The organism is Planctomonas sp. JC2975 (assembly GCF_012985205.1).
Classification (GTDB): Bacteria; Actinomycetota; Actinomycetes; order Actinomycetales; family Microbacteriaceae; genus Humibacter.
Window position 1 is genome coordinate 24561 of record NZ_JABEKS010000004.1, and the last position, 17676, is coordinate 42236.

Below are 17676 nucleotides of genomic sequence, written 5' to 3' on the forward strand. Positions count from 1 at the left end.
AGATCGGTGGAGCGTGCACCCCTGTGGTCGGAGAGTCGAACCTGACACGATCGAATTCGCGAACGCTCAGGACCAGGCGCCATCCCGACAACGCAACACGCTCCGCGACGCGGCGGCGTGCACGCCTCGACGACCGCAACCATGCGTGAAGTCGACAGCGGTGCGCCGGGCGGGGATCGGCGCAGAGAACAAAAGGACCCCTCGCGCACCCGCCAGAGCCCGGTTACCCTTGCTACGTTTCCGTCCTGGGGGAGTTGGCCTGGATGGCGCCACGCGAGGAGCCGTCCTCAAGTGTAACGGCATCCGGATGCCCATTCCTCCGCGATGCCTGACCGCCGCGTTCGCGGCTGCTTTGCGCCGCACCCAAGCGAAGTGGCGGGCTCTGTCATGCCGGCTGTCGACGCCGAGGCGCAAGGCCACGCGTTCGGAAGCGGCCCTGACGTCGGGTAAGATTCTCTGAGGTCGTTTGCGCGGCCGCCCGGAGGATTCGCCTAGTGGCCTATGGCGCACGCTTGGAAAGCGTGTTGGGTGAAAGCCCTCGGGGGTTCGAATCCCCCATCCTCCGCTCCCGATGGCCCAGGTTTTACAAGGGCCCCACCGTCATCAATGGTTGGGTGGCACAGTTGGTGACACAGTTGCGTCGTCACCGAACGAGATTCGCTCTGGAAGCGCGCCTGGCCGAGGGATCGTTCCAGGGGCATCGCCCGACTGTTCAATTCCTGACGGCGTGAGCAGTTGGCCAACCAAATCGGCCGCTCCACGCTGAAGCGTTCGCACCGAGTGCGAGTAGATATTGAGTGTGGTTTGGACGTCCGCATGTCCGAGACGCTCGGAGACGATCTTTGGATGGACCCCGGCCCGTAGTAGAAGGGTGGCGTGGGTGTGCTGCAGTTCATGTAGTAACTCGAGTTCGGGGTTCTCCTCCACTGCCCTGCGGACAGGTTCTCTCCATTGTCGAGAGAACTGAACCGGATTGTGGGCAGAGCCGTTCCGGTTCATAAACACCAGCTGGTCTTGACGAGCAAACTCGGGCATTGCCCCCCCAAATCGCTTCCGCTTCGCCTCGAGCGCGGCGCGGAGATGATCGTAGAGATCATCGATCAGAAGGAGCTCGCCGAGCGGTTGCTCGCGCGGGCCAAGGAACGAGGCGTGAGCTTGGTCGGCCCGGGCGGGCTGTTGAGCCAGCTCACTAAGAGCGTGCTCGAGACGGCGCTGAACGCGGAGCTGCCCGAGCACCTTGGTCATGAGCATGGCGGGACTCCGGCCGCCGCGAACATGCGCAACGGGACCCGGACGAAGACCGTGCTGACCGAGATCGGTCCGGTGCAGATCGAGGTGCCCCGGGATCGTGATGGCTCGTTTGAGCCGGTGATCGTGCCTAAGCGCACGCGCCGCCCGGAGGGGATCGATCAGATCGTGCTCTCCCTATCGGCGCGGGGACTGACGACGGGTGAGGTCGTCGCGCACTTCGACGAGGTTTATGGGGCGAAGGTCTCCAAAGACACGATCAGTCGGATCACGGAGAAAGTCGCCGCGGAACTGGCCGAGTGGGCCTCCCGCCCGTTGGACCCGCTTTACCCGGTGATCTTCGTCGACGCGATCGTGGTCAAGGTCCGGAACGGGCAGGTGCGCAACACCCCGTTCTATGTCGTGATGGGTGTCACCACAGGCGGGGAGCGGGAGATCCTGGGCATCTGGGCCGGAGATGGCGGCGAAGGGGCCAGGTTCTGGCTGCAGGTGTTCACCGAGCTGAAGAACCGCGGCGTCGAGGATGTCCTGATCGCCGTCTGCGACGGGTTGAAAGGACTCCCGGAGGCGATCAACACCACCTGGGAGCAGACCGTCGTGCAGCAGTGCATCGTGCACCTGATCCGTGGGCAGCTTCCGGTATGCCGGCCGGCAGCACCGGGATGCGATCGTGAAGTCCCTCAAACCCGTCTACACGGCCCCGTCCGAGGCTGCAGCGAAGGACCGGTTCGAGGAATTCACCCAGGCATGGGGCGAACGCTATCCCGCGATCATCCAGCTCTGGCGCAACAGTTGGGCAGAGTTCGTGCCCACCCCACGCACCGATAATCAGACAGTCCCCACTGCGTCGCTCAGGTGAGCCAATCCCGGCACGGTGGTGGATCCCCTTGGGTTCGCTCGTGGTGGAGTGTCGGGTTAGTAGTGGTCGCGTGCTTGCAATATGACGATGTGGTCGTCGGTCACGTAGTACACAAGACGATTGGCGTCGTCGATGCGGCGTGACCATGCGCCGCCCAGAATGTGCTTGAGGGGCTCGGGCTTACCAATGCCCGCGAACGGGTCGCGCAGTACGTCGGCGATGAGTTGGTTGATCCGCTTCAACGTCTTGCGATCTTGGGTTAGCCAATAGAGGTAGTCCTCCCACCCGTTACGGTCGAAGGCCAGGCTGCGGCTCACGCGTCGTGCAGGTCGTGCTGCTCGAACTCGCCCCGACGAGCCCGCTCGATCGCCTCCACCAGGCGCAGGGCGCCGACGGAGTTGCGCAGCAGATAAGCCGTCTCAGTCATCGCGTCGTAGTCGTCCTTCGACAGGATGACGGCGTTGCCGTGTCGTGAGACGACCTCGACGGCGGTGTGATCGTCATTGACCTGCTGAATGAGACCGAACAGGCTCTTGCGTGCGTCCGACGCCGTGATCGCTGACATGACTACCTCCAGAATGGTACGGGATATTGTACCACTCCGCACACGCGACCCACCCAAGATCATCGGGTGCGAAGGAGGAAACCTGCGCGTAGGTGGATCCGCCAGCGCGCAGATGCATCAGTGACCGTCAGATCTCTGCCGATACTGCCGAACGAGGATGATGATCCCGCGAGTGGCGAATCCGGCACCGGCAGCGTAGAGACCGAGGGTGGCGACCGTCGGGAATACGATCTGCAGCACGACCCCGGCTACGACAGCACACAGGGCACCGACAAACCATCCGATCGGATTGCCCAGTTCCTCGTCGGAATCAGGCTTGTCTGCGGCGGGGCCCACGCCACCATTGGTCAGGGTCAGATCATGCCGCAGAGTAGGTGCGCCCCGCGATCACTATGTGTGCGACGATCCCCGTGTGCGGCATAGCCTGTGGCGGTGCGCTAAAACTGCCTCATGGACTCGTTGCCGACCGTCAAGGATTCGGCGGATAAGCATGCCGGCGGCCGTTTCCGAGTACGCGCTGCTGACATCGTGGACCTCTTCGCGTACACGATGGTTCTGGGATTGTTCGTTGAGTTCTTTCCCGCAGTCATCTCGGAGACGTTTCTCCTCATCCTGCTCACCGCGATTCTCCTGAAGCTCGTCCTCGAGCTGGTGGTGTGGATCAAAGGGAGACTGCTGCACCGGATTAGGATCGCCACCGGCACCTGGCGGCGTGTTGTCAACATAGTCACATTGCTTCTCGTTCTCCCCGGCAGCAAGTTCCTCGTGATCGAACTCACCGCCCTGGTCTTCCGAGGCCAAGTACACCTGGGCGGCTTCTTCCAAGTCACCATATTGATTGTCATCCTCATGCTCACCCGCGGCCTCATCCGCCGCCTCATCAATGAACAATGACCGATCCGCTTGCGTACACGTTCGAGGCCGCTGCGCCCATGGTTCGAGGACCTATCTCAACCTTTATCCCTCGAATCGCGCCAATCCGTGCGATCGCGAATGCTGGCTGCCCTCTGGGTCAAGAAGGATCCAACCATGGCGACCGGAACTGAGATCGCTGCGAGCAGGAACGAGTTGGCACGCGAACCTTCGATCGCGTAGATCACCGATCCGCAGATGAAGATCATTGGTCCCGCGACGAAGCAAGCAACTCCCGCAGCACGCACTGAGGCTCCATCCTCTCGAGGCGGCCCGGCAAGTATTTGGTGCGCACGGCCACTGCAATTCGGAAGAGCCGACAGGAGCGCCGTGCACAACAGGATCCGCTGCGTGCCGAGTACGTCGAGCTCCGGGTCGGCTGCGCAGCGGGATCCGTCAGCGGGCGCCATGAAAGCGCAACGCGGCTGGCCGGGCAATCGAGCCGCTTCAGCGGCCGGCATCCTCGGTTCCTAGTTCTTACAGACGCGTACTCGGCCGAATCGCGGGAACTCCTGATCGCGGGGCTCACCATCATCGACCCGCTCGTGGGCGTGAGCACCGGATCATCGTGCTCGTCGAAGCCGCCACCGCACCGTTCTGGGCCGACGCCGTGCTCGTCGTCGCTGGCGCGAGCGCCGTTTACGGCGTCATCCGACTCGCCCGACACCAACCGCACGCTGCGCAGCCACGATTAGGCAATCGGCAGGAAAAGCGACGTGAGAGCGCTCAGGGCTGCACGCCTGCGTCCGATGACAGCGTGTCGGCGGTAGCCTCTTCGATCTCCCAGAACAACGGCCCCGGTGCGTCCTTCTGCAACTGTGCACGGATGGCCGACTCGGCCACCTGGGATGCGTATGCGATCACGGCCCACTTTCCCGGCACCAGGATCTTTCCGGCCTGCTTGCGAAGGCCCTTCGCGGAGACACGCTCGCTCTCGGTGACCCGGTCGGCCACTGCGCCCAGCGTGCCGTCGACGGACTCCCCGAGAAGTGGAGCCGCCAGGAGGGAGCCGAGGATCTGCGCAAACGATGCGGCATCCCGATCACTTTCCGAAGCGATCGAGTCATGCGGCGCGGTCGACACATCGAGGTGCCCGTCCTTCGCGACGAAGATCCAGATCAGGCCGGTGAGGTTGAGCAGGGCTACTGCGTGCATTCTCCGAAAGTCGGCGAAGACGCGGTGAGATGTGTCTTCGTCGTCAAACGTGCAACTGATCAGAACCGAGGTCGCCATGAGCCGTCACCTTTACGAGCATGAGTACCGGCGCGCCCGCGCCCGGACCTTTCGACTCTCCCCCCACGCCACCGCCGAATCAAGGGGTTGCCTTTGGGTTGCGCGTGGCGACCGACCAGGTTGCAGCACGACGTGCGCACACGCAACTCACCAGGAATCGTGTTCGGGGCTCAATCTTCCTGGATATATACGAGACCGTTGCCGAAGGGATCGTCGAAGAAGAACATCGGGGAGCCGTCGCCGATGGAGATCGGTGCATCGTTGTGTAGCGCGCTGCCAGCGTCTCTGACGCGGCCGAATGCCTCGGCCGCGTCATGCGTGCCAAGGCGCAGGGCTACCGGTATCTCGCTGTCGGGCGGGAGCAGCACGATCCCGACGGACGACCCCGGCGGAACCACTTCGATCATCCGCGCACCGGGCCAGGGCTCACCGTCATACCTGACCTCGCAACCGAGCACGTCTCGGTAATACTCCAGGGCCCGGTTCTGGTCAGGAACCGGCACCGTCACGCTCAACACCCGCGTCGTCGTCGCCATCCCCTCAGGGTCCCATGCGCCCCCGACATCGAACCAGGCGGCACAACCTCATGCCACGCGCAAGGATCGACTCTCGCGCGCTAGGGGATGGCGCTCCTGAAGTTCGCGCCGCGGGAGCGTCCGCCGGTGAAGCAGAGGATGGTGGTTCCCGCGATCGCCGGAGTGATCGGAATCCAGGCCATTACGAAGATGTCGATGGTCGAGGACCCTTCGAGTAGGAAAGTGCCGATCGTCCCTGTGACTGCGCCGAGAAGCATTCCGATGCCAGCGATGACAACGGCTTGCCGGGTTGCCTAGCGGCAGCGGATGCCGGGATGCACGCCGACGGCGGTGAGTACTTCGATGTCGGATGCACCATCTCTTCGTGCCAGGGCGAGGCTATTCGTCGCCCTCGCCGGTGTCATCCTCGTCCGCCAGGGCTGCCAGGAGAGCCTGGCTCGGGATGTGGCCGGATGCGATGAGTCGTCCGCCGTTGCTGCTGACCGCTGCGGCGAACGGAGCGGCCCAGGTGTTCTCCCAGACCAGAACTCCAGCAACGCTTCCAGGCTCCATCACGGCTGCCACATCGACCAGGTCCTGTTCGGCGACCGCCTCCGCGAGGCTCGCTTCGACGGTGCCCAGAATGCCGAGCCCATCCAGGCCTTCGGCCTTGATGACGTCGATCGACTCGTCGTCGCCCTTGTGCACGACAACGAAGTCGAGAATGCGAATGGTCCCGGACTCGGCCAACTCAGCTAAGGTCGCGACAGCCTCGCCGGTCAGGGTGCTCTGGCCCGCAGGGAACTCGATCACGAGATAGTCGATCGGCCCGAGTTCGGCATCCGCCTCCGCCAATTCGAGTGCGATCTCCTCCGCCACGAGTTCAGCGTCCTCCTGACTCAGACCTTCGTTGCTGGTGCCGTTGCCGCTTGTGTCCGTCATGGCCGTTTTCCTCCCTCTGACAGTCGGACTGCTCGGTGGTTCATGCCCACGGAGGCGAATGCGCGTAACCACCTCTGCGGCACCGTTACGGGGTGGTGCCAACATCACGTTACGCAGGAAGGGGCACGCGAATCGGACAGCCGTCGCGGATCACCCGTTGCAGGCGATCGATCGAATCGCAACTGTGCAGACCACGATGACCAACACGTCGATTGCGAATCCCGCTTCGCGCGGACCCCGTGCCGTGTCGTCCGCTTACGTGCTTCGTCTGTTGGTGAGGTCGACCGTGGCGATGATGGTGGCGATTGTTCCTTTCATCTCTGCGATTGCCACGACCGGCAACTGTCTACGGTCGCCTTCACGGACCGTGGTGGCCCGCGCGTGCGTCATGTGCGGGCGGTAACCCGCGCTGCTGCCATCCACTCGCCAAGTCTTCCCGATACTCGACGCAGAACGCCCGCAATGGATCGGCCGACGGAGGCTCACCTGTGGAGTGACCCACGGAAGCAGCGTTCATCCATCACCGCGCCCTCATGCGGTTGTTGCGCGGCCCATGTTCGACTTCCGCAAGACCGAGGTGCTCGAGCACTGGTGGCACATAGTTGCCGAACCGACCGCGGTAGCCCTTGCGCAGCCCGTACCAGCCACCGACAGGGTTCTCCGCCGAGCGAGCCCACGCCTCCACTGTGCCCGGTTTGGCATCCTTCTGCTCGTCTGCGTTGCCGAGCGGAATCCAATCGCCGTGCTCGACGAGCATCGCGTGGAGGTCTTCGATGCACCGCAGCCGGTAGGCGAGCGTCGTCGCCCCGACTCGGATCCGCAGCGCCGGCGGGTCTGCCGTCTCGTCCCTCCACGCATCGAACTCCGACGATCCCGGCGGCGTCACCAGGATCCACGGATCCTCAGCCGTACCCATCCCCTCGACATGATCAGGCATCACCGAACTCCCTTCGCATCTGCCGCCGAGAATCTTTCGGCGTTGTCGCGACCAGTCTGGCAACCTATTCATGACACCACTTGTCATGAATAGGAAAACATTCGGATCCGATGGGGTGATCTGATGCGAGCCGGACGGCTGCTGCGCCTCGTACTACTCCTCCAAGATGGCCGCCGCCACACCACGGCCACGCTGGCGGACCAACTCGAGGTCTCGACGCGGACCGTGCTCCGCGACCTGGACACGCTGTCCACTGCGGGAGTACCGCTGTACGCGACCCGCGGCCCGAACGGCGGCTTCCAGATCCTCGACACCTTCCACGAGCCAGACCTCGCTGTCCCACCCGGACTCGACAGCACGCGCGGGCAACTGCGCAGAGTCCGAGTCCGCCTCAGCCCGGCAGCACTGCAACACGCGATGATCAGCGGTCGACCGGAAGGATGGCGGCCACGGCCCCACGGGACCCCGGCACCCGACCGACCCGACTGGGTCGAAGGATCGTTCCGCTTCGACTCCTACGACACCGCGCTACGCGAGCTCGTGGCCCTCGGACCCGACATCGAGATCTTGCTCCCCACCCAGCTGCGCGCCGCCATGGCCGCCCTCGCCCACCGTCTCGCCGCGCTCCACGAACAAGCCCCGCAATGATCGCGCCGACCGAAACGTCCCGGGCCAAGTGCTGAGCGAGCCGCTGGGTTGCGTCCTCCAGGGCCGGTGGACCTGGAACGCGAATACGGGGCCGCATGGCGCGCACCGGGATCGGCTGCGGTACCTCTCGATGGTTCCTTGATGGGCTCTCGGTGAGGTTGCCGTTGCAGTCCAGGACGACGTCCCTGCATCGACGACGACGTTCCCTTACGACGCACACAAGGATCGACCGGGCGGTCAATCAAGGTCTAGCGTTGTGGTATCCCCTTGGGGAACATCGAGGAGGTGTATCCATGAAGAAGTGGATGAGATGGCAGGACTGGGTGACTGTCGCGGCGGGTGTCGTCGTGGCACTCTCGACGATCTGGGTAACGCCTGGCGGACTTTCGATGCTGCTCATGATCGGACTCGGCGCGTTGCTGGTCATCGCGGGTCTCATCAACCTGGCGATGCCGGGCCTCGACTGGATGGAATGGGTGCACGGCGCCATCGGAGTGCTGCTCTTCATCTCGCCGTGGGCTGGCATGTACGCCACGCACATGGGCGCGGCCTGGTTCTCATGGGTGTGCGGTGGAGTGGCTGTCATCGCGGCTGCCTGGGAGTTGCTGCCGGTTCGCGGCGGATCCCACCACGACATGGCGCACTCGCACGGATGAGACCGACACAGAATGGCGGGGTGGCGGCCTGGCTGCCGCCCCGACTTTCGTTGAAGGGGATGCTGTGAATCCGCCTCGCAGAGATTCAGGCCAGACGCGGGCTCGCATCCTGGATGCCGCAGAGCGCCTCTTCGCCGACGGCGGCTTCGACGCCACCCCGACGTCGGCCGTCGCTGCCGCCGCCGACGTGCCCAAGGGGCTGCTCTTCTACTACTTCCCGACGAAGTCCGAACTGCTGCGCGCTCTCGTGGCAGAGCGCATGACGCTGGGTCCGCTCGATGTCGACTCGCTCGCCGAGCCGGGTGATCCGGCGCGCTCGCTGCTCAACCTGACCGCCAAGATCCGGGAGCTCGAGGACTCCTCGCACGTCATCGGGGTCATCATCTCGCGGGAGCAGCACACGCATCCGGAGGTGCTCTCGGCACTGCATGAGCATCGAGACCGGCTGCTGTCGCTGATCGAGCGGGTGCTCACCGCGAGCACGCCGGTGCGCCCTGCGGCGAGCCGACTGCGGAGCGCCGCAAAGGCCTGGCTCGGAATCCTCACACTGGGATCGGATCGCGCGACCGAGGCGGCCCGCTCTGAGCTCGTATCCCTGGCCGAGTTCGTCTGCGACGGGTTGTTCCCCGCGCGCAGGAACGCCGCCCCCGACTGAGCGCACTGACGCTCCTGCATCCTCCTCTCGCCACGTCGGTCCTGAACACGAAGCCCTCGGCCCCGTTCTGCAGCGGAAGCACGTCGCCCCGGGGGCACAGCGCAGAGTCCGTGCTGGATCCCACCGCGACGGCACTCGATGACGAGGTTCAACCGGCATCCGCTGCGCGCGTGTGGAAGACCGGCCAGCCGATCTCGGTGACCCACTCGTTGTCATCCGCTGTCTCGGCCGGCCCTGTGAGATAGGTCTCGTGGATCGGTCCCGGGGTGGAAATCTCATGACGCGCAACGTGGGAGCCGAGTGCGGCGTATGAGCGGTCGATCTCCGAGTGCGAGCCGCGATGGATGACCACCGCCAGCTCTGCTCGGGCGGTGAGGATCGGCTTCACGCGCCCCAGCGGATGAATCGGACCCCTCGTCGGCACGAGGATCGTCGCCTTCCCGGCACCCTCGGTGAAGACCGTCTCTTCGAACAGTCCGGTGACCGGCCCGGCGGCGCTCAGATGCCGCGCGGCCAGCATCGCGGTGAGCTCGGCGGTCGCGCCTCGGAACCATGGGCTGATCGTCGCCGCATCGATGTCGGCCTCGATCGCTGCGGCGTGCGTGGCCGGCGCGACGCGGGACCCGATCGACTCCGACGACACGACGTGATCAAGCAACCCGCTCAGGCTGACGGTCGCGGCCCGCATTCGTTCCAGATCGCCGATGAGGGCGTTCAAGTGCGCTTCAAGCAGCCCGGCGCGCTCCTCCACGTTCTCCGTCCGCAGCAGCACCGCGATGCGATCGAGGGGCAGCCCCAGATCGCGAAAGCGCTTGATCAGCAGCGCATCGGAGATCTGCTCGACGTCGTAACGCCGGTAACCGGTCACGCCGTCCACCTCGGCCGGCCGGAGCAGTCCGACGCGGTCGTAGTTGCGCAGCGCCTTCACGCCCAGGTGCGTGGCGCGGGCGAAGTCACCGATCCCGATGGTGCTCATGGCTTCCAGTCTCCGCCCTCCCGCACGGGAGAGTTCCGCCCAGCCACGAGGTTGAACCGTGCCCCAGAGCCGACTCGATGATGAAGGAACCGACAGCGAAAGGAATCCGACATCATGTCAACTACCTCCCTCACGGGTGTCCTGGCCGAGAACATCCGCGCGACCAACGCCGGCGATCTCGACGCGATCCTGGCGACCTTCGCCGACGACGCATTTGTGACGGATGCCTCCCGCGAGTTCCGCGGAAAGCAAGCGATCCGCGCGTTCCTGTCGAAGGAGATCGTCGGCGACCGGGTGAGCTATGAAGTGGTCGAGGTCCTCGGCGGCCACGGGCAGACAATCGTTCGAACAATCACCGACGGGCTCTTCGACAAGAGCAGGCTTCCGAGCCCGCTCATCCTCACCCACTACTTCCAGATCACCGAGGGGAAGATCGCCTCGCAGATCACCATCCTTCTGAAGGATCCCGCGCGCTGAGTGGGGCGACCGATACCGCCCGGCTCCAACGGACTCGGCACAGCTCCACTGTGCTCGCCCCGCCGAAAGCACCTGGGGCAGTTTGGATTCGCGTGTTGTCAGAGCTGGCCGGCGGCGAAGAATCCGGTGATGGCCGCGGCGAGGATCAGAGCGTGCAGAATCATGTGCTCGAGGTTGGGGCGAGGCCTGTTCCCGATTCTGGGCAGCACGATCACGGTGTGCGCGTAGGTGCGCGCGTGCAGCTCATCCCAACTGGTTCCGGTTTCTGCCGTGGCCCATGGCACAGTGACCCCGACCAGGTAGGGCAGCCACCACAGCGCGAGGCCGCCGAGGGCGACGAGCAACTCGATCCCGCTTCCCACTCCTGCCAGCCACGGCAGCTGCAGGAGTCCTGCAATCGTCAGGAGAACGGCGGGCAGCAGCAAGATCGGGGCATTGATGAGCACCTCGGTGCGCCGTTCCTTCGGGGTCGCATGCGTGACGTTGTTCAGGGGATGAAGGTCGACGAGGGTCGTGATCACGAAGTACACGTCGGCGAGGATGACGAGGCAGATTGCGGTGATGAGCATGATCAGCTTCCTGAGTTGAGGCGAGCTTCGATGCCGTCGAGGAAGGTCCCGACTGCAAGCTCGAACCAGTGGTCGTAGTACTCCGGTGGCGCGACCGGAGCTTGGGGGGCATCGCCGAACTCGGCCCCGGCGAGACCGATCACGAGCACGCTGAGGGAGGCAACTGCGAGCAGGGCGTCCGGCTCCTCGACTCCGAGCCCGGCGAAGGCCCGCGTGATGATCGGGACGGCAGGGCTGTAGACCTCGACCGACACGTTCGTGACGGCCACGACCTGAACGGCACCAGGATGGGCGCTCAGTCCAGCGCGCAGCCCGGCCGCGAGTTGTTCGAACAAGTGCCGCCAGGGCAGCTCCCGGTCGAGAACGTCGATGACGCCGGCCCACACCCTGTCCGCGATGAGCTGCTGCAGCTCGGGCCTCCCGGAGACATGGTTGTACAGCGATGCCGCCCGCACCCCGAGCCGCGAGCCGAGTGCCCGCATCGAAAGCCCCGCCACGCCCTGTTCATCCAGCAGCTCCAGCGCAGCGCTGACGATCGCCCCGCGATCGATCCGTGCCCTGCGTGCCATCGTCGCCTCCCTGATCTATTAACTAACACTGTTAGTAATGAATTGCAAGACCCGATTCCCGGGCGGAAGCACAGCGAACGACCCGTTCTATGACGTCGACGCCGCAGCAGCGGCGCGGCCAAGTCAGCGACGGGCCAGGGCGCCCGAACCCCTTCAACGGGTTCTTGCGACACGACCGACGCGACTGAGCCATCCCCGCCACCCACCGTGGGCGGGGGCGGCTCTCACGCCGTGACTGTTGGCTCGGAGGCCCTCGGCGGCGCGGACTGCTCGCCTGGTCGGCTCTGGATTCCGTCGATGAACAGGTCGATACCGAACGTGAATTCCTCCGCCGCGTCGCGGTCACTCAACGGGGAGAGGCTCTCGGTGGGCACGACTACGCCGAGACTGTCGTACTGCATGCGCTGCTGCTCGTGCCACACCTGCCCGATGACGAAGTGCAGGAGTGCCGTCGCCGCGCGCTCCGCGAAAGCCGCCTCGTAACCGTCGTCGGTGATCGCGGCGGCGAGTCCGTCTCGCGCAGCAGTGGATCCGAGGCCGAGGGCCAGTGTGCTCGAGACGACTTCCGCACCGTCGCGGTACGCGAGCAGCGCGTCGCGGAGTGCCAACGCCTCGGAACGCGTTCGAGAGGCGTCCGCGCCGTCCTGCTGTCCGCCGTGCTGCTGTCCGCGGGTCTGCGCGACGATCCGGTCTGCGAGGTCTGCGAGGAGGCTCTGCTTGTTGGGGAAGTGCCAGTACAACGCGCTGGGCTGCACGTCGAGGGCTGCCGCGAGCCGTCGCATCGTGAGCTCGGGCAGTCCGTCGTCGTCGAGGATCCGCAGCGCCGCCAGTGCCACGTCTTCCCGAGTGTGACGACGCCCGTTACCCGTTCCAGCCATGTCCCAACTATAGTGAACGCCGTTCAGGTGAACAGCGTTCAGGTGAACGCTGTTCAAGTGTTGTGAGGTGACGCGATGACCGTTCTTCCCCGTGCGCGACGACTCGACGTGACGGACCTTGCAAGAGTGGCCGTGTTCGCCGGGATCCTCGCGGTGCTCGGCCTCCCAGGGAGTTTCACCGTTCTCGGCGCAGTGCCGATCACTGCGCAAACGCTCGGCGTGATGCTCGCCGGTGCCGTGCTGGGGCCCTGGCTGGGCGCCCTGTCGGTGACGGTGTTCCTCGCCCTCGTGACTGCCGGACTACCGCTGTTGGCCGGCGGGCGCGGAGGAATCGGCGTGTTCTTCGGCCCCTCAGCCGGATACCTCCCCGGCTGGATCCTCGGTGCCTTGGTGATAGGGCTCATCGTTCACGCCGGGCACCGTAAACCCGTGACCTGGCGCACCCTGGTGGGTGTGATCGTCGGCGGCATCGTCGTGGTCTATGCGCTGGGCATCCCGATTCAGAGCGTCGTCACGCGACTGCCCCTTGGCGAGACCGCGCTGACGAGCCTCGTGTTCGTCCCCGGCGATCTCGCCAAGGCTGTGATCGCGACGACGGTCGTCATGACACTGCTGCGCGCCAACCCGCGTGCATTCCGCCGGACGTGGCCGACGAAGGCACCCGAAGACGTTCCCGCCGAGCCTGTACGCCAGCGATGATCGTCCCCCTCCGCGGCAACACCACCGGGTTGCTCGAGCAACTGCAGACCTTGCGCCGACAAGGCCAGATCCCGCTCGTCGGTGACGAGCGCTGGCCGCAAGACCAATGGGATGCCGTACGGGCGATCACCGCCAGCGCCGAGCCACCGGCGGGAGCAGCCTGGGCGACCTTGACCTCAGGCAGCAGCGGGTCGCCCCGCATCGTGCTCCGCACCGCCCGATCATGGTCCGCGTCGTTCGCCACGATCGGAGAACTGCTGCGTGCCGGTCCTGACGACGCCGTTCTGCTCCCGGCCCCACCTGCGGCGTCGATGACGCTGTTCTCCCTCGCCCACGCCCTCGACGGCGGACCGCGACCCGTCTTCGGACGGGGCGACTGGTCAACGGCGACCTGCCTGCACGGCACGCCACAGGCACTTCGAGCCGTGCTCGACGCCGGACCTCCGCCCCTGCTGCGAACGGCATTGGTCGGCGGCTCCCACGTCGGCGACGCACTCCGGAAGCGGGCGGAAGCGGCGGGTATCGAACTCGTCGCGTATTACGGCGCCGCCGAACTCTCCTTCGTTGCAACCGACAGCGGAGACGGACTCCGCGCGTTCCCCGGAGTCGAACTCAGCATCCGGAACACTGAACTCTGGGTGCGGTCCCCGTTCACCGCCCTCGGCTATCTCGGCCCAGACGGACCCCTGCGACGGGACGGCGAGTGGGCGACAGTCGGCGACCGGGCAGAACTCGTCGACAACCGAATCCGCCTACTCGGCCGTGCGGACGACGCCATCCTCAGCGCGTCGGCGACGATCGTTCCCGAAGAGGTCGAGGCAGTACTCCGCTCCCTGCCGGGCATCCGCGATGCGATCGTGTTCGGCCTCCCCCAGGGCCGCATCGGCGCCCTGGTCGCCGCCATCCTCGAACTCGACGAATCGCCGAGCCCGACACTCACCACGGCAGAACAGCTCCGCACCGCAACCACCGAACAGCTGGCACCCGCACACCGCCCGCGGAGATGGTTCACCGGCGCAATCCCCCGCACCGACTCCGGGAAACCAGCCCGTGCCGAAGCGATGCGACGCGCGCTCAACGGAGAGGCCGACCGTCTTGTCGTCTAACCCCCACCCCGTCATCATCGCCGCCAGACGCACACCCATCGCCACCCGCGGCCGCGCACTCGGCGAGCTGACCATCACCGACCTCGCCGCACCGGTCATCCGCGCAACCATCGCCGACGCCGAAGCGACCTTGGGAGCACCGGCCGACATCGCCGACGTCATCCTCGGCAACTGCATGGGTCCAGGTGGCAACCCCGGGCGTGCGGCCGCGCTCGCCGCCGGGCTCGGCCAGCTCGTCCCGGGAGGAACGGTCGACCGTCAGTGCGGCAGCGGTCTCGCCGCGATCCTCGACGCAGCTGTCGCCAGTCGCTATGACCGGCGGATGCGTGTCGCCGGCGGCGTTGAGAGCGCCTCGACTGCTCCGGCGCGCTCGATTGACGGCATCCCCTACGCGAAGGCCCCGTTCACTCCGCACGGATTGCCCGACCCCGACATGACACGTGCCGCCGAAGAACTCGCCGCACATGACGGCATCACGCGTGCCCGCCAGGATGCTCATGCCGCTCGCAGTCACGCCCGGGCGCGCGCCGCACAGGCGGAGGGCCGCCTCACGGCCGAACTGGTCCCCCTGGCCGGGCTTCTCCACGACGACGCGATCGGCGGTGCCGAGAAGCTGCTCCCCCGGCTGACGCCGCTCTTCCCTGGCGGAACTCTGACCGCCGGGACCGCGACACGGATCAGTGACGGCGCTGCGAGCGTTGTCGTCGCGCCCCCCGGTACCGCATCCGGGCTCGCCGTCCGTGCCTCGGCCGTGATCGGCTGCGACCCGGCACTGCCCGGGATCGGCGCGGCTGCTGCGATCCGTGCGGCGCTCGCGGCCGCGGACGCGGATCTTGCAGACATCGCCGCATTCGAGATCGTGGAGGCCTTTGCGGCGCAAAGCCTCGCGGTGCTCGGAAGGCTGGGGCTCACGGACAACGATCCGCGCGTCTGCTCCGACGGCGGGGCACTCGCGCTGGGGCATCCCTGGGGTGCAAGCGGAGCAGTCGCCGTCGTGCGTCTGTTCAGCCGTCTGGTCCGCCGCGATGCGCCACCCGGAACCCTCGGGGTGGCCGCGGCATCAGTAGGCGGCGGCCTGGGGATCGCCGCCGTGCTGGAGGTTGTGCGATGAGCATTCACCTCCAGGAGGTCTCCGTCAGGCTCGGGGATGTCGACGCGTTATGTGAACTGTCCATCGCCGTCGACGCGCGGACCGTCGCGGTCATCGGCGAGAACGGGTCCGGCAAATCCACATTCGCCCGACTCGTCGGCGGCCTCGTCCGTCACACCTCCGGCACGCTGCAGATTCTGGGATTCGACCCAGCGGCCCAAGCCGCCCAACTCCAGAGACGCATCGCCATGGTCTTCAGCAACCCCGATGCGCAGATCCTGATGCCGACGGTCGCCGAGGACGTCGCCTTCTCGCTCCGCGCGGAGCGGCTTCCAGCCGCCATGGCGCGCGAGCGAGTTGCAGTCGCCCTCGACCGATTCGGTCTCACCGAATTGGCCGACCGATCAGCGCACGACCTCTCCGGCGGACAAAAACAGCTTCTGGCCCTCTGCGGTGCATTCGTGCGCGAACCCGACCTGATCGTGGCCGATGAGCCCACCGCGTACCTCGACGCCCGCAACGCACGACGCGTTGCCGACCACCTTCTCGCGGATACCGGCCATCGGCTCGTGCTCGTCACGCACGACCTCGAGCTCGCACGCCGGTGCGACACTGCCCTGTTGTTCGGCGGAGGAAGGCTGGTCGCCTCAGGCGACCCGGCCACGGTCACCGCGCAGTACGAAGAGGCTCTACGGTGATCACCTTGTATCGGCCAGGAAACGGGTTCTTGCATCGCATGCCCACCGGACGCAAGACCGTGCTCATCCTCGCCCTGGTGCTGTGCGTCTCTCTGCTCCCATCGGCGTGGTGGGCCGCGACGATCACGGCAGTCATGACCGTCCTCACCTACGTGGTCGCAGGGTTGGGCGACGGGCTGCTCGGAATGCGCAGCCTGGCACGCCAAGTCACCACGCTCCGCTGGATGCTCGCCATCACGCTGGCCAGTCAGCTCCTCTTCCTCGGCCCCGAGCCGGCCGTCTCGAGCACGATCCGCATCTGCGCGGCGGTCAGCCTCAGCGCGCTCCTCCCGCTGACCACCCGGGTGACGGCGATCCTGGACGCAATCGAACACGGATTGCGACCGCTCGCCTACCTCCGTCTCGATCCCAAGCGGGCGGCGATCACACTCACCGTGGCCTTCACGACCATCCCTGCGCTCGCAGGCCTCGCGCGCGAGGTTCGTGATGCACAGCGAGCCCGTGGCGCACGCGGCAGCCTGCGCACCTTCGCCGTGCCCTTCCTCGTACTCGCCTCGCGTCACGCGTTCCAACTCGGTGATGCCCTCACCGCCAGGGGCATGCGATGACCGCGCCGCGTCCGCGTGTACGCGGCCCCGTCGTCGACGACCAGACCCGCTGCATCCACTACTCGACGCCGCTCGACATCATCGCGATCGAATTCGCCTGCTGCCGCGAGTTCTACCCCTGCCATCTCTGCCATGACGAGACCGCGGACCACCCTGCCAAACAGTGGCCCTTCGCAGATCGCGACCGAACCGCGGTGCTCTGCGGCGTCTGCGGACACCTGCTGACGATCTCCGTCTACCTGCTGGCAGACAGCTGCCCGGCCTGCGCGTCGCTGTTCAACCCGGGGTGCAAACTGCACAGCCAGTACTATTTCCGGCCGGAGCCCCGCTGATCCTTCGGCTGTGACGGCGGAGACTGTACTGGTGGCTGAGATGGATTCGCGAGACGCAAGGATCATCGCGGTGCTGACAGTCGAGGATCCGGCCGCGGCGGTCGACTTCTATCGGCGTGCGTTCGGCGCGGTCGAGCTCCACCGGAACTCTTATGCGGATGGTCGTTTCGTCGCGGAGCTGTCCATCGGTGGCGCTCACGTGCGGGTGGCACCGGCGAGCGCCGGGGACCGCTCCCCCGCGGCGCTCGGCGGCACGAGCGTTCGATTGAACCTGCTGGTGGAAGACCCTGACTCGGTGGCGGAACGTGCCGTCGCCGCAGGCGCACGCGAAGTCGCCCCGATCGCCGATCAGGATTACGGCCTTCGGCAGGGCCGTTTCGCCGACCCGTTCGGGCATCACTGGCTGATCGGCCGGCCTCTCGCGGGCGGAGCCGGCGACTGGGCTATCACCTGAGCGTCGGTGTAGCACAAGCGGATACCCGAGTGCCGCGCTCTGCCGATCAG

At 66.1% G+C, this 17676-nt stretch carries 24 protein-coding genes, 1 tRNA gene, 1 other RNA gene and 1 pseudogene; 15 read left to right on the forward strand and 12 right to left on the reverse strand.

Annotated features, from left to right (window positions below):
• Positions 1 to 189: 189 nt before the first annotated feature.
• Positions 190 to 286, reverse strand: an RNA gene (gene ffs / locus HII28_RS18130) — signal recognition particle sRNA small type.
• Positions 287 to 480: 194 nt separating this feature from the next.
• Here ffs and HII28_RS18135 point away from each other — a divergent pair.
• The 3 genes and pseudogenes from HII28_RS18135 to HII28_RS20545 all read left to right on the forward strand — a co-directional run bounded on the left by HII28_RS18135 (position 481) and on the right by HII28_RS20545 (position 2107).
• Positions 481 to 565: transfer RNA gene (locus tag HII28_RS18135), tRNA-Ser, on the forward strand.
• A gap of 515 nt (positions 566 to 1080) precedes the next feature.
• Positions 1081 to 1821 (forward strand): annotated as a pseudogene (locus HII28_RS18145) (IS256 family transposase); the annotation flags it as partial.
• Positions 1822 to 1918: 97 nt separating this feature from the next.
• Positions 1919 to 2107 carry a transposase gene (locus tag HII28_RS20545; protein WP_346769406.1) on the forward strand — a complete coding sequence of 63 codons (189 nt, stop codon included), beginning with the start codon at positions 1919 to 1921 and terminating at the stop codon, positions 2105 to 2107.
• A gap of 56 nt (positions 2108 to 2163) precedes the next feature.
• Here HII28_RS20545 and HII28_RS18150 read toward each other — a convergent pair whose 3' ends face one another.
• Complete coding sequence (locus HII28_RS18150; protein ID WP_170027280.1) at positions 2164 to 2424, reverse strand: Txe/YoeB family addiction module toxin; 261 nt, start codon at positions 2422 to 2424, stop codon at positions 2164 to 2166.
• Positions 2421 to 2672: a type II toxin-antitoxin system prevent-host-death family antitoxin gene (locus tag HII28_RS18155; protein ID WP_170027281.1), complete on the reverse strand. Its 252-nt coding sequence runs from the start codon at positions 2670 to 2672 to the stop codon at positions 2421 to 2423. Before HII28_RS18155 ends, HII28_RS18150 begins: the two co-directional genes overlap by 4 nt.
• Before the next feature lie 450 nt (positions 2673 to 3122).
• Here HII28_RS18155 and HII28_RS18160 point away from each other — a divergent pair, with 450 nt between their 5' ends.
• Entirely contained in the window at positions 3123 to 3566 is a 444-nt protein-coding gene (locus HII28_RS18160; protein WP_170027282.1) for a hypothetical protein, read from the forward strand.
• A gap of 744 nt (positions 3567 to 4310) precedes the next feature.
• On the opposite strand, the gene HII28_RS18165 is transcribed toward HII28_RS18160, so the two are convergent.
• The 5 genes from HII28_RS18165 to HII28_RS18185 all read right to left on the reverse strand — a co-directional run bounded on the left by HII28_RS18165 (position 4311) and on the right by HII28_RS18185 (position 7211).
• The gene (locus tag HII28_RS18165) at positions 4311 to 4739 is read right to left on the reverse strand and encodes a hypothetical protein (RefSeq protein WP_170027283.1); all 429 of its coding nucleotides are present in this window, start codon (positions 4737 to 4739) and stop codon (positions 4311 to 4313) included.
• Positions 4740 to 4987: 248 nt separating this feature from the next.
• Positions 4988 to 5353, reverse strand: coding sequence for a VOC family protein (locus tag HII28_RS18170; RefSeq protein ID WP_170027284.1), 366 nt, complete (start codon positions 5351 to 5353; stop codon positions 4988 to 4990).
• An 80-nt stretch (positions 5354 to 5433) separates the two neighbouring features.
• Positions 5434 to 5610, reverse strand: a complete 177-nt coding sequence (locus HII28_RS18175) for a hypothetical protein (RefSeq protein ID WP_170027285.1) — start codon at positions 5608 to 5610, stop codon at positions 5434 to 5436.
• A 121-nt stretch (positions 5611 to 5731) separates the two neighbouring features.
• Complete coding sequence (locus HII28_RS18180; protein ID WP_205865076.1) at positions 5732 to 6274, reverse strand: DUF6325 family protein; 543 nt, start codon at positions 6272 to 6274, stop codon at positions 5732 to 5734.
• Positions 6275 to 6794: 520 nt separating this feature from the next.
• Positions 6795 to 7211: a DUF6855 family protein gene (locus tag HII28_RS18185; RefSeq protein ID WP_170027286.1), complete on the reverse strand. Its 417-nt coding sequence runs from the start codon at positions 7209 to 7211 to the stop codon at positions 6795 to 6797.
• Between the two features lie 123 nt (positions 7212 to 7334).
• On the opposite strand from HII28_RS18185, the gene HII28_RS18190 reads away from it, so the two are divergent.
• The 3 genes from HII28_RS18190 (at position 7335) to HII28_RS18200 (ending at position 9170) form a co-directional block, all read left to right on the forward strand.
• A complete protein-coding gene (locus tag HII28_RS18190) occupies positions 7335 to 7859 on the forward strand; it encodes an HTH domain-containing protein (RefSeq protein WP_170027287.1) in 525 nt (174 codons plus the stop codon).
• 293 nt (positions 7860 to 8152) lie between these two features.
• Complete coding sequence (locus HII28_RS18195; RefSeq protein ID WP_205865077.1) at positions 8153 to 8515, forward strand: SPW repeat protein; 363 nt, start codon at positions 8153 to 8155, stop codon at positions 8513 to 8515.
• 64 nt (positions 8516 to 8579) lie between these two features.
• The gene (locus HII28_RS18200) at positions 8580 to 9170 is read left to right on the forward strand and encodes a TetR/AcrR family transcriptional regulator (RefSeq protein WP_170027288.1); all 591 of its coding nucleotides are present in this window, start codon (positions 8580 to 8582) and stop codon (positions 9168 to 9170) included.
• A gap of 148 nt (positions 9171 to 9318) precedes the next feature.
• On the opposite strand, the gene HII28_RS18205 is transcribed toward HII28_RS18200, so the two are convergent.
• A complete protein-coding gene (locus HII28_RS18205; protein ID WP_170027289.1) occupies positions 9319 to 10146 on the reverse strand; it encodes a MerR family transcriptional regulator in 828 nt (275 codons plus the stop codon).
• Positions 10147 to 10260: 114 nt separating this feature from the next.
• Between HII28_RS18205 and HII28_RS18210 the strand changes: the two genes are divergently transcribed.
• Entirely contained in the window at positions 10261 to 10623 is a 363-nt protein-coding gene (locus tag HII28_RS18210) for a nuclear transport factor 2 family protein (protein ID WP_170027290.1), read from the forward strand.
• A gap of 98 nt (positions 10624 to 10721) precedes the next feature.
• On the opposite strand, the gene HII28_RS18215 is transcribed toward HII28_RS18210, so the two are convergent.
• From HII28_RS18215 to HII28_RS18225, 3 genes are all read right to left on the reverse strand, one after another.
• A complete protein-coding gene (locus HII28_RS18215; RefSeq protein WP_170027291.1) occupies positions 10722 to 11192 on the reverse strand; it encodes a hypothetical protein in 471 nt (156 codons plus the stop codon).
• Between the two features lie 2 nt (positions 11193 to 11194).
• Positions 11195 to 11761 (reverse strand): TetR family transcriptional regulator, encoded by a 567-nt coding sequence (locus HII28_RS18220; protein ID WP_170027292.1) that lies wholly within the window; start codon positions 11759 to 11761, stop codon positions 11195 to 11197.
• A 224-nt stretch (positions 11762 to 11985) separates the two neighbouring features.
• The gene (locus tag HII28_RS18225; RefSeq protein WP_170027293.1) at positions 11986 to 12639 is read right to left on the reverse strand and encodes a TetR family transcriptional regulator; all 654 of its coding nucleotides are present in this window, start codon (positions 12637 to 12639) and stop codon (positions 11986 to 11988) included.
• 75 nt (positions 12640 to 12714) lie between these two features.
• Between HII28_RS18225 and HII28_RS18230 the strand changes: the two genes are divergently transcribed.
• From HII28_RS18230 to HII28_RS18255, 7 genes are read left to right on the forward strand one after another with little or no spacing between them, the layout of a single operon-like run.
• Complete coding sequence (locus HII28_RS18230; protein WP_170027294.1) at positions 12715 to 13338, forward strand: biotin transporter BioY; 624 nt, start codon at positions 12715 to 12717, stop codon at positions 13336 to 13338.
• Positions 13335 to 14444, forward strand: coding sequence for a class I adenylate-forming enzyme family protein (locus HII28_RS20400; protein ID WP_240978389.1), 1110 nt, complete (start codon positions 13335 to 13337; stop codon positions 14442 to 14444). The genes HII28_RS18230 and HII28_RS20400 overlap by 4 nt, the downstream gene beginning before the upstream one ends.
• Complete coding sequence (locus HII28_RS18235) at positions 14434 to 15555, forward strand: thiolase family protein (protein ID WP_240978390.1); 1122 nt, start codon at positions 14434 to 14436, stop codon at positions 15553 to 15555. The genes HII28_RS20400 and HII28_RS18235 overlap by 11 nt, the downstream gene beginning before the upstream one ends.
• Positions 15552 to 16232 carry an energy-coupling factor ABC transporter ATP-binding protein gene (locus HII28_RS18240; RefSeq protein ID WP_170027296.1) on the forward strand — a complete coding sequence of 227 codons (681 nt, stop codon included), beginning with the start codon at positions 15552 to 15554 and terminating at the stop codon, positions 16230 to 16232. The genes HII28_RS18235 and HII28_RS18240 overlap by 4 nt, the downstream gene beginning before the upstream one ends.
• Positions 16229 to 16840 (forward strand): energy-coupling factor transporter transmembrane protein EcfT, encoded by a 612-nt coding sequence (locus HII28_RS18245; protein WP_170027297.1) that lies wholly within the window; start codon positions 16229 to 16231, stop codon positions 16838 to 16840. The genes HII28_RS18240 and HII28_RS18245 overlap by 4 nt, the downstream gene beginning before the upstream one ends.
• Complete coding sequence (locus tag HII28_RS18250) at positions 16837 to 17172, forward strand: CHY zinc finger protein (protein ID WP_170027298.1); 336 nt, start codon at positions 16837 to 16839, stop codon at positions 17170 to 17172. The genes HII28_RS18245 and HII28_RS18250 overlap by 4 nt, the downstream gene beginning before the upstream one ends.
• 40 nt (positions 17173 to 17212) lie before the next feature.
• Complete coding sequence (locus tag HII28_RS18255; RefSeq protein WP_170027502.1) at positions 17213 to 17626, forward strand: VOC family protein; 414 nt, start codon at positions 17213 to 17215, stop codon at positions 17624 to 17626.
• The last annotated feature ends 50 nt before the right edge of the window (positions 17627 to 17676 follow it).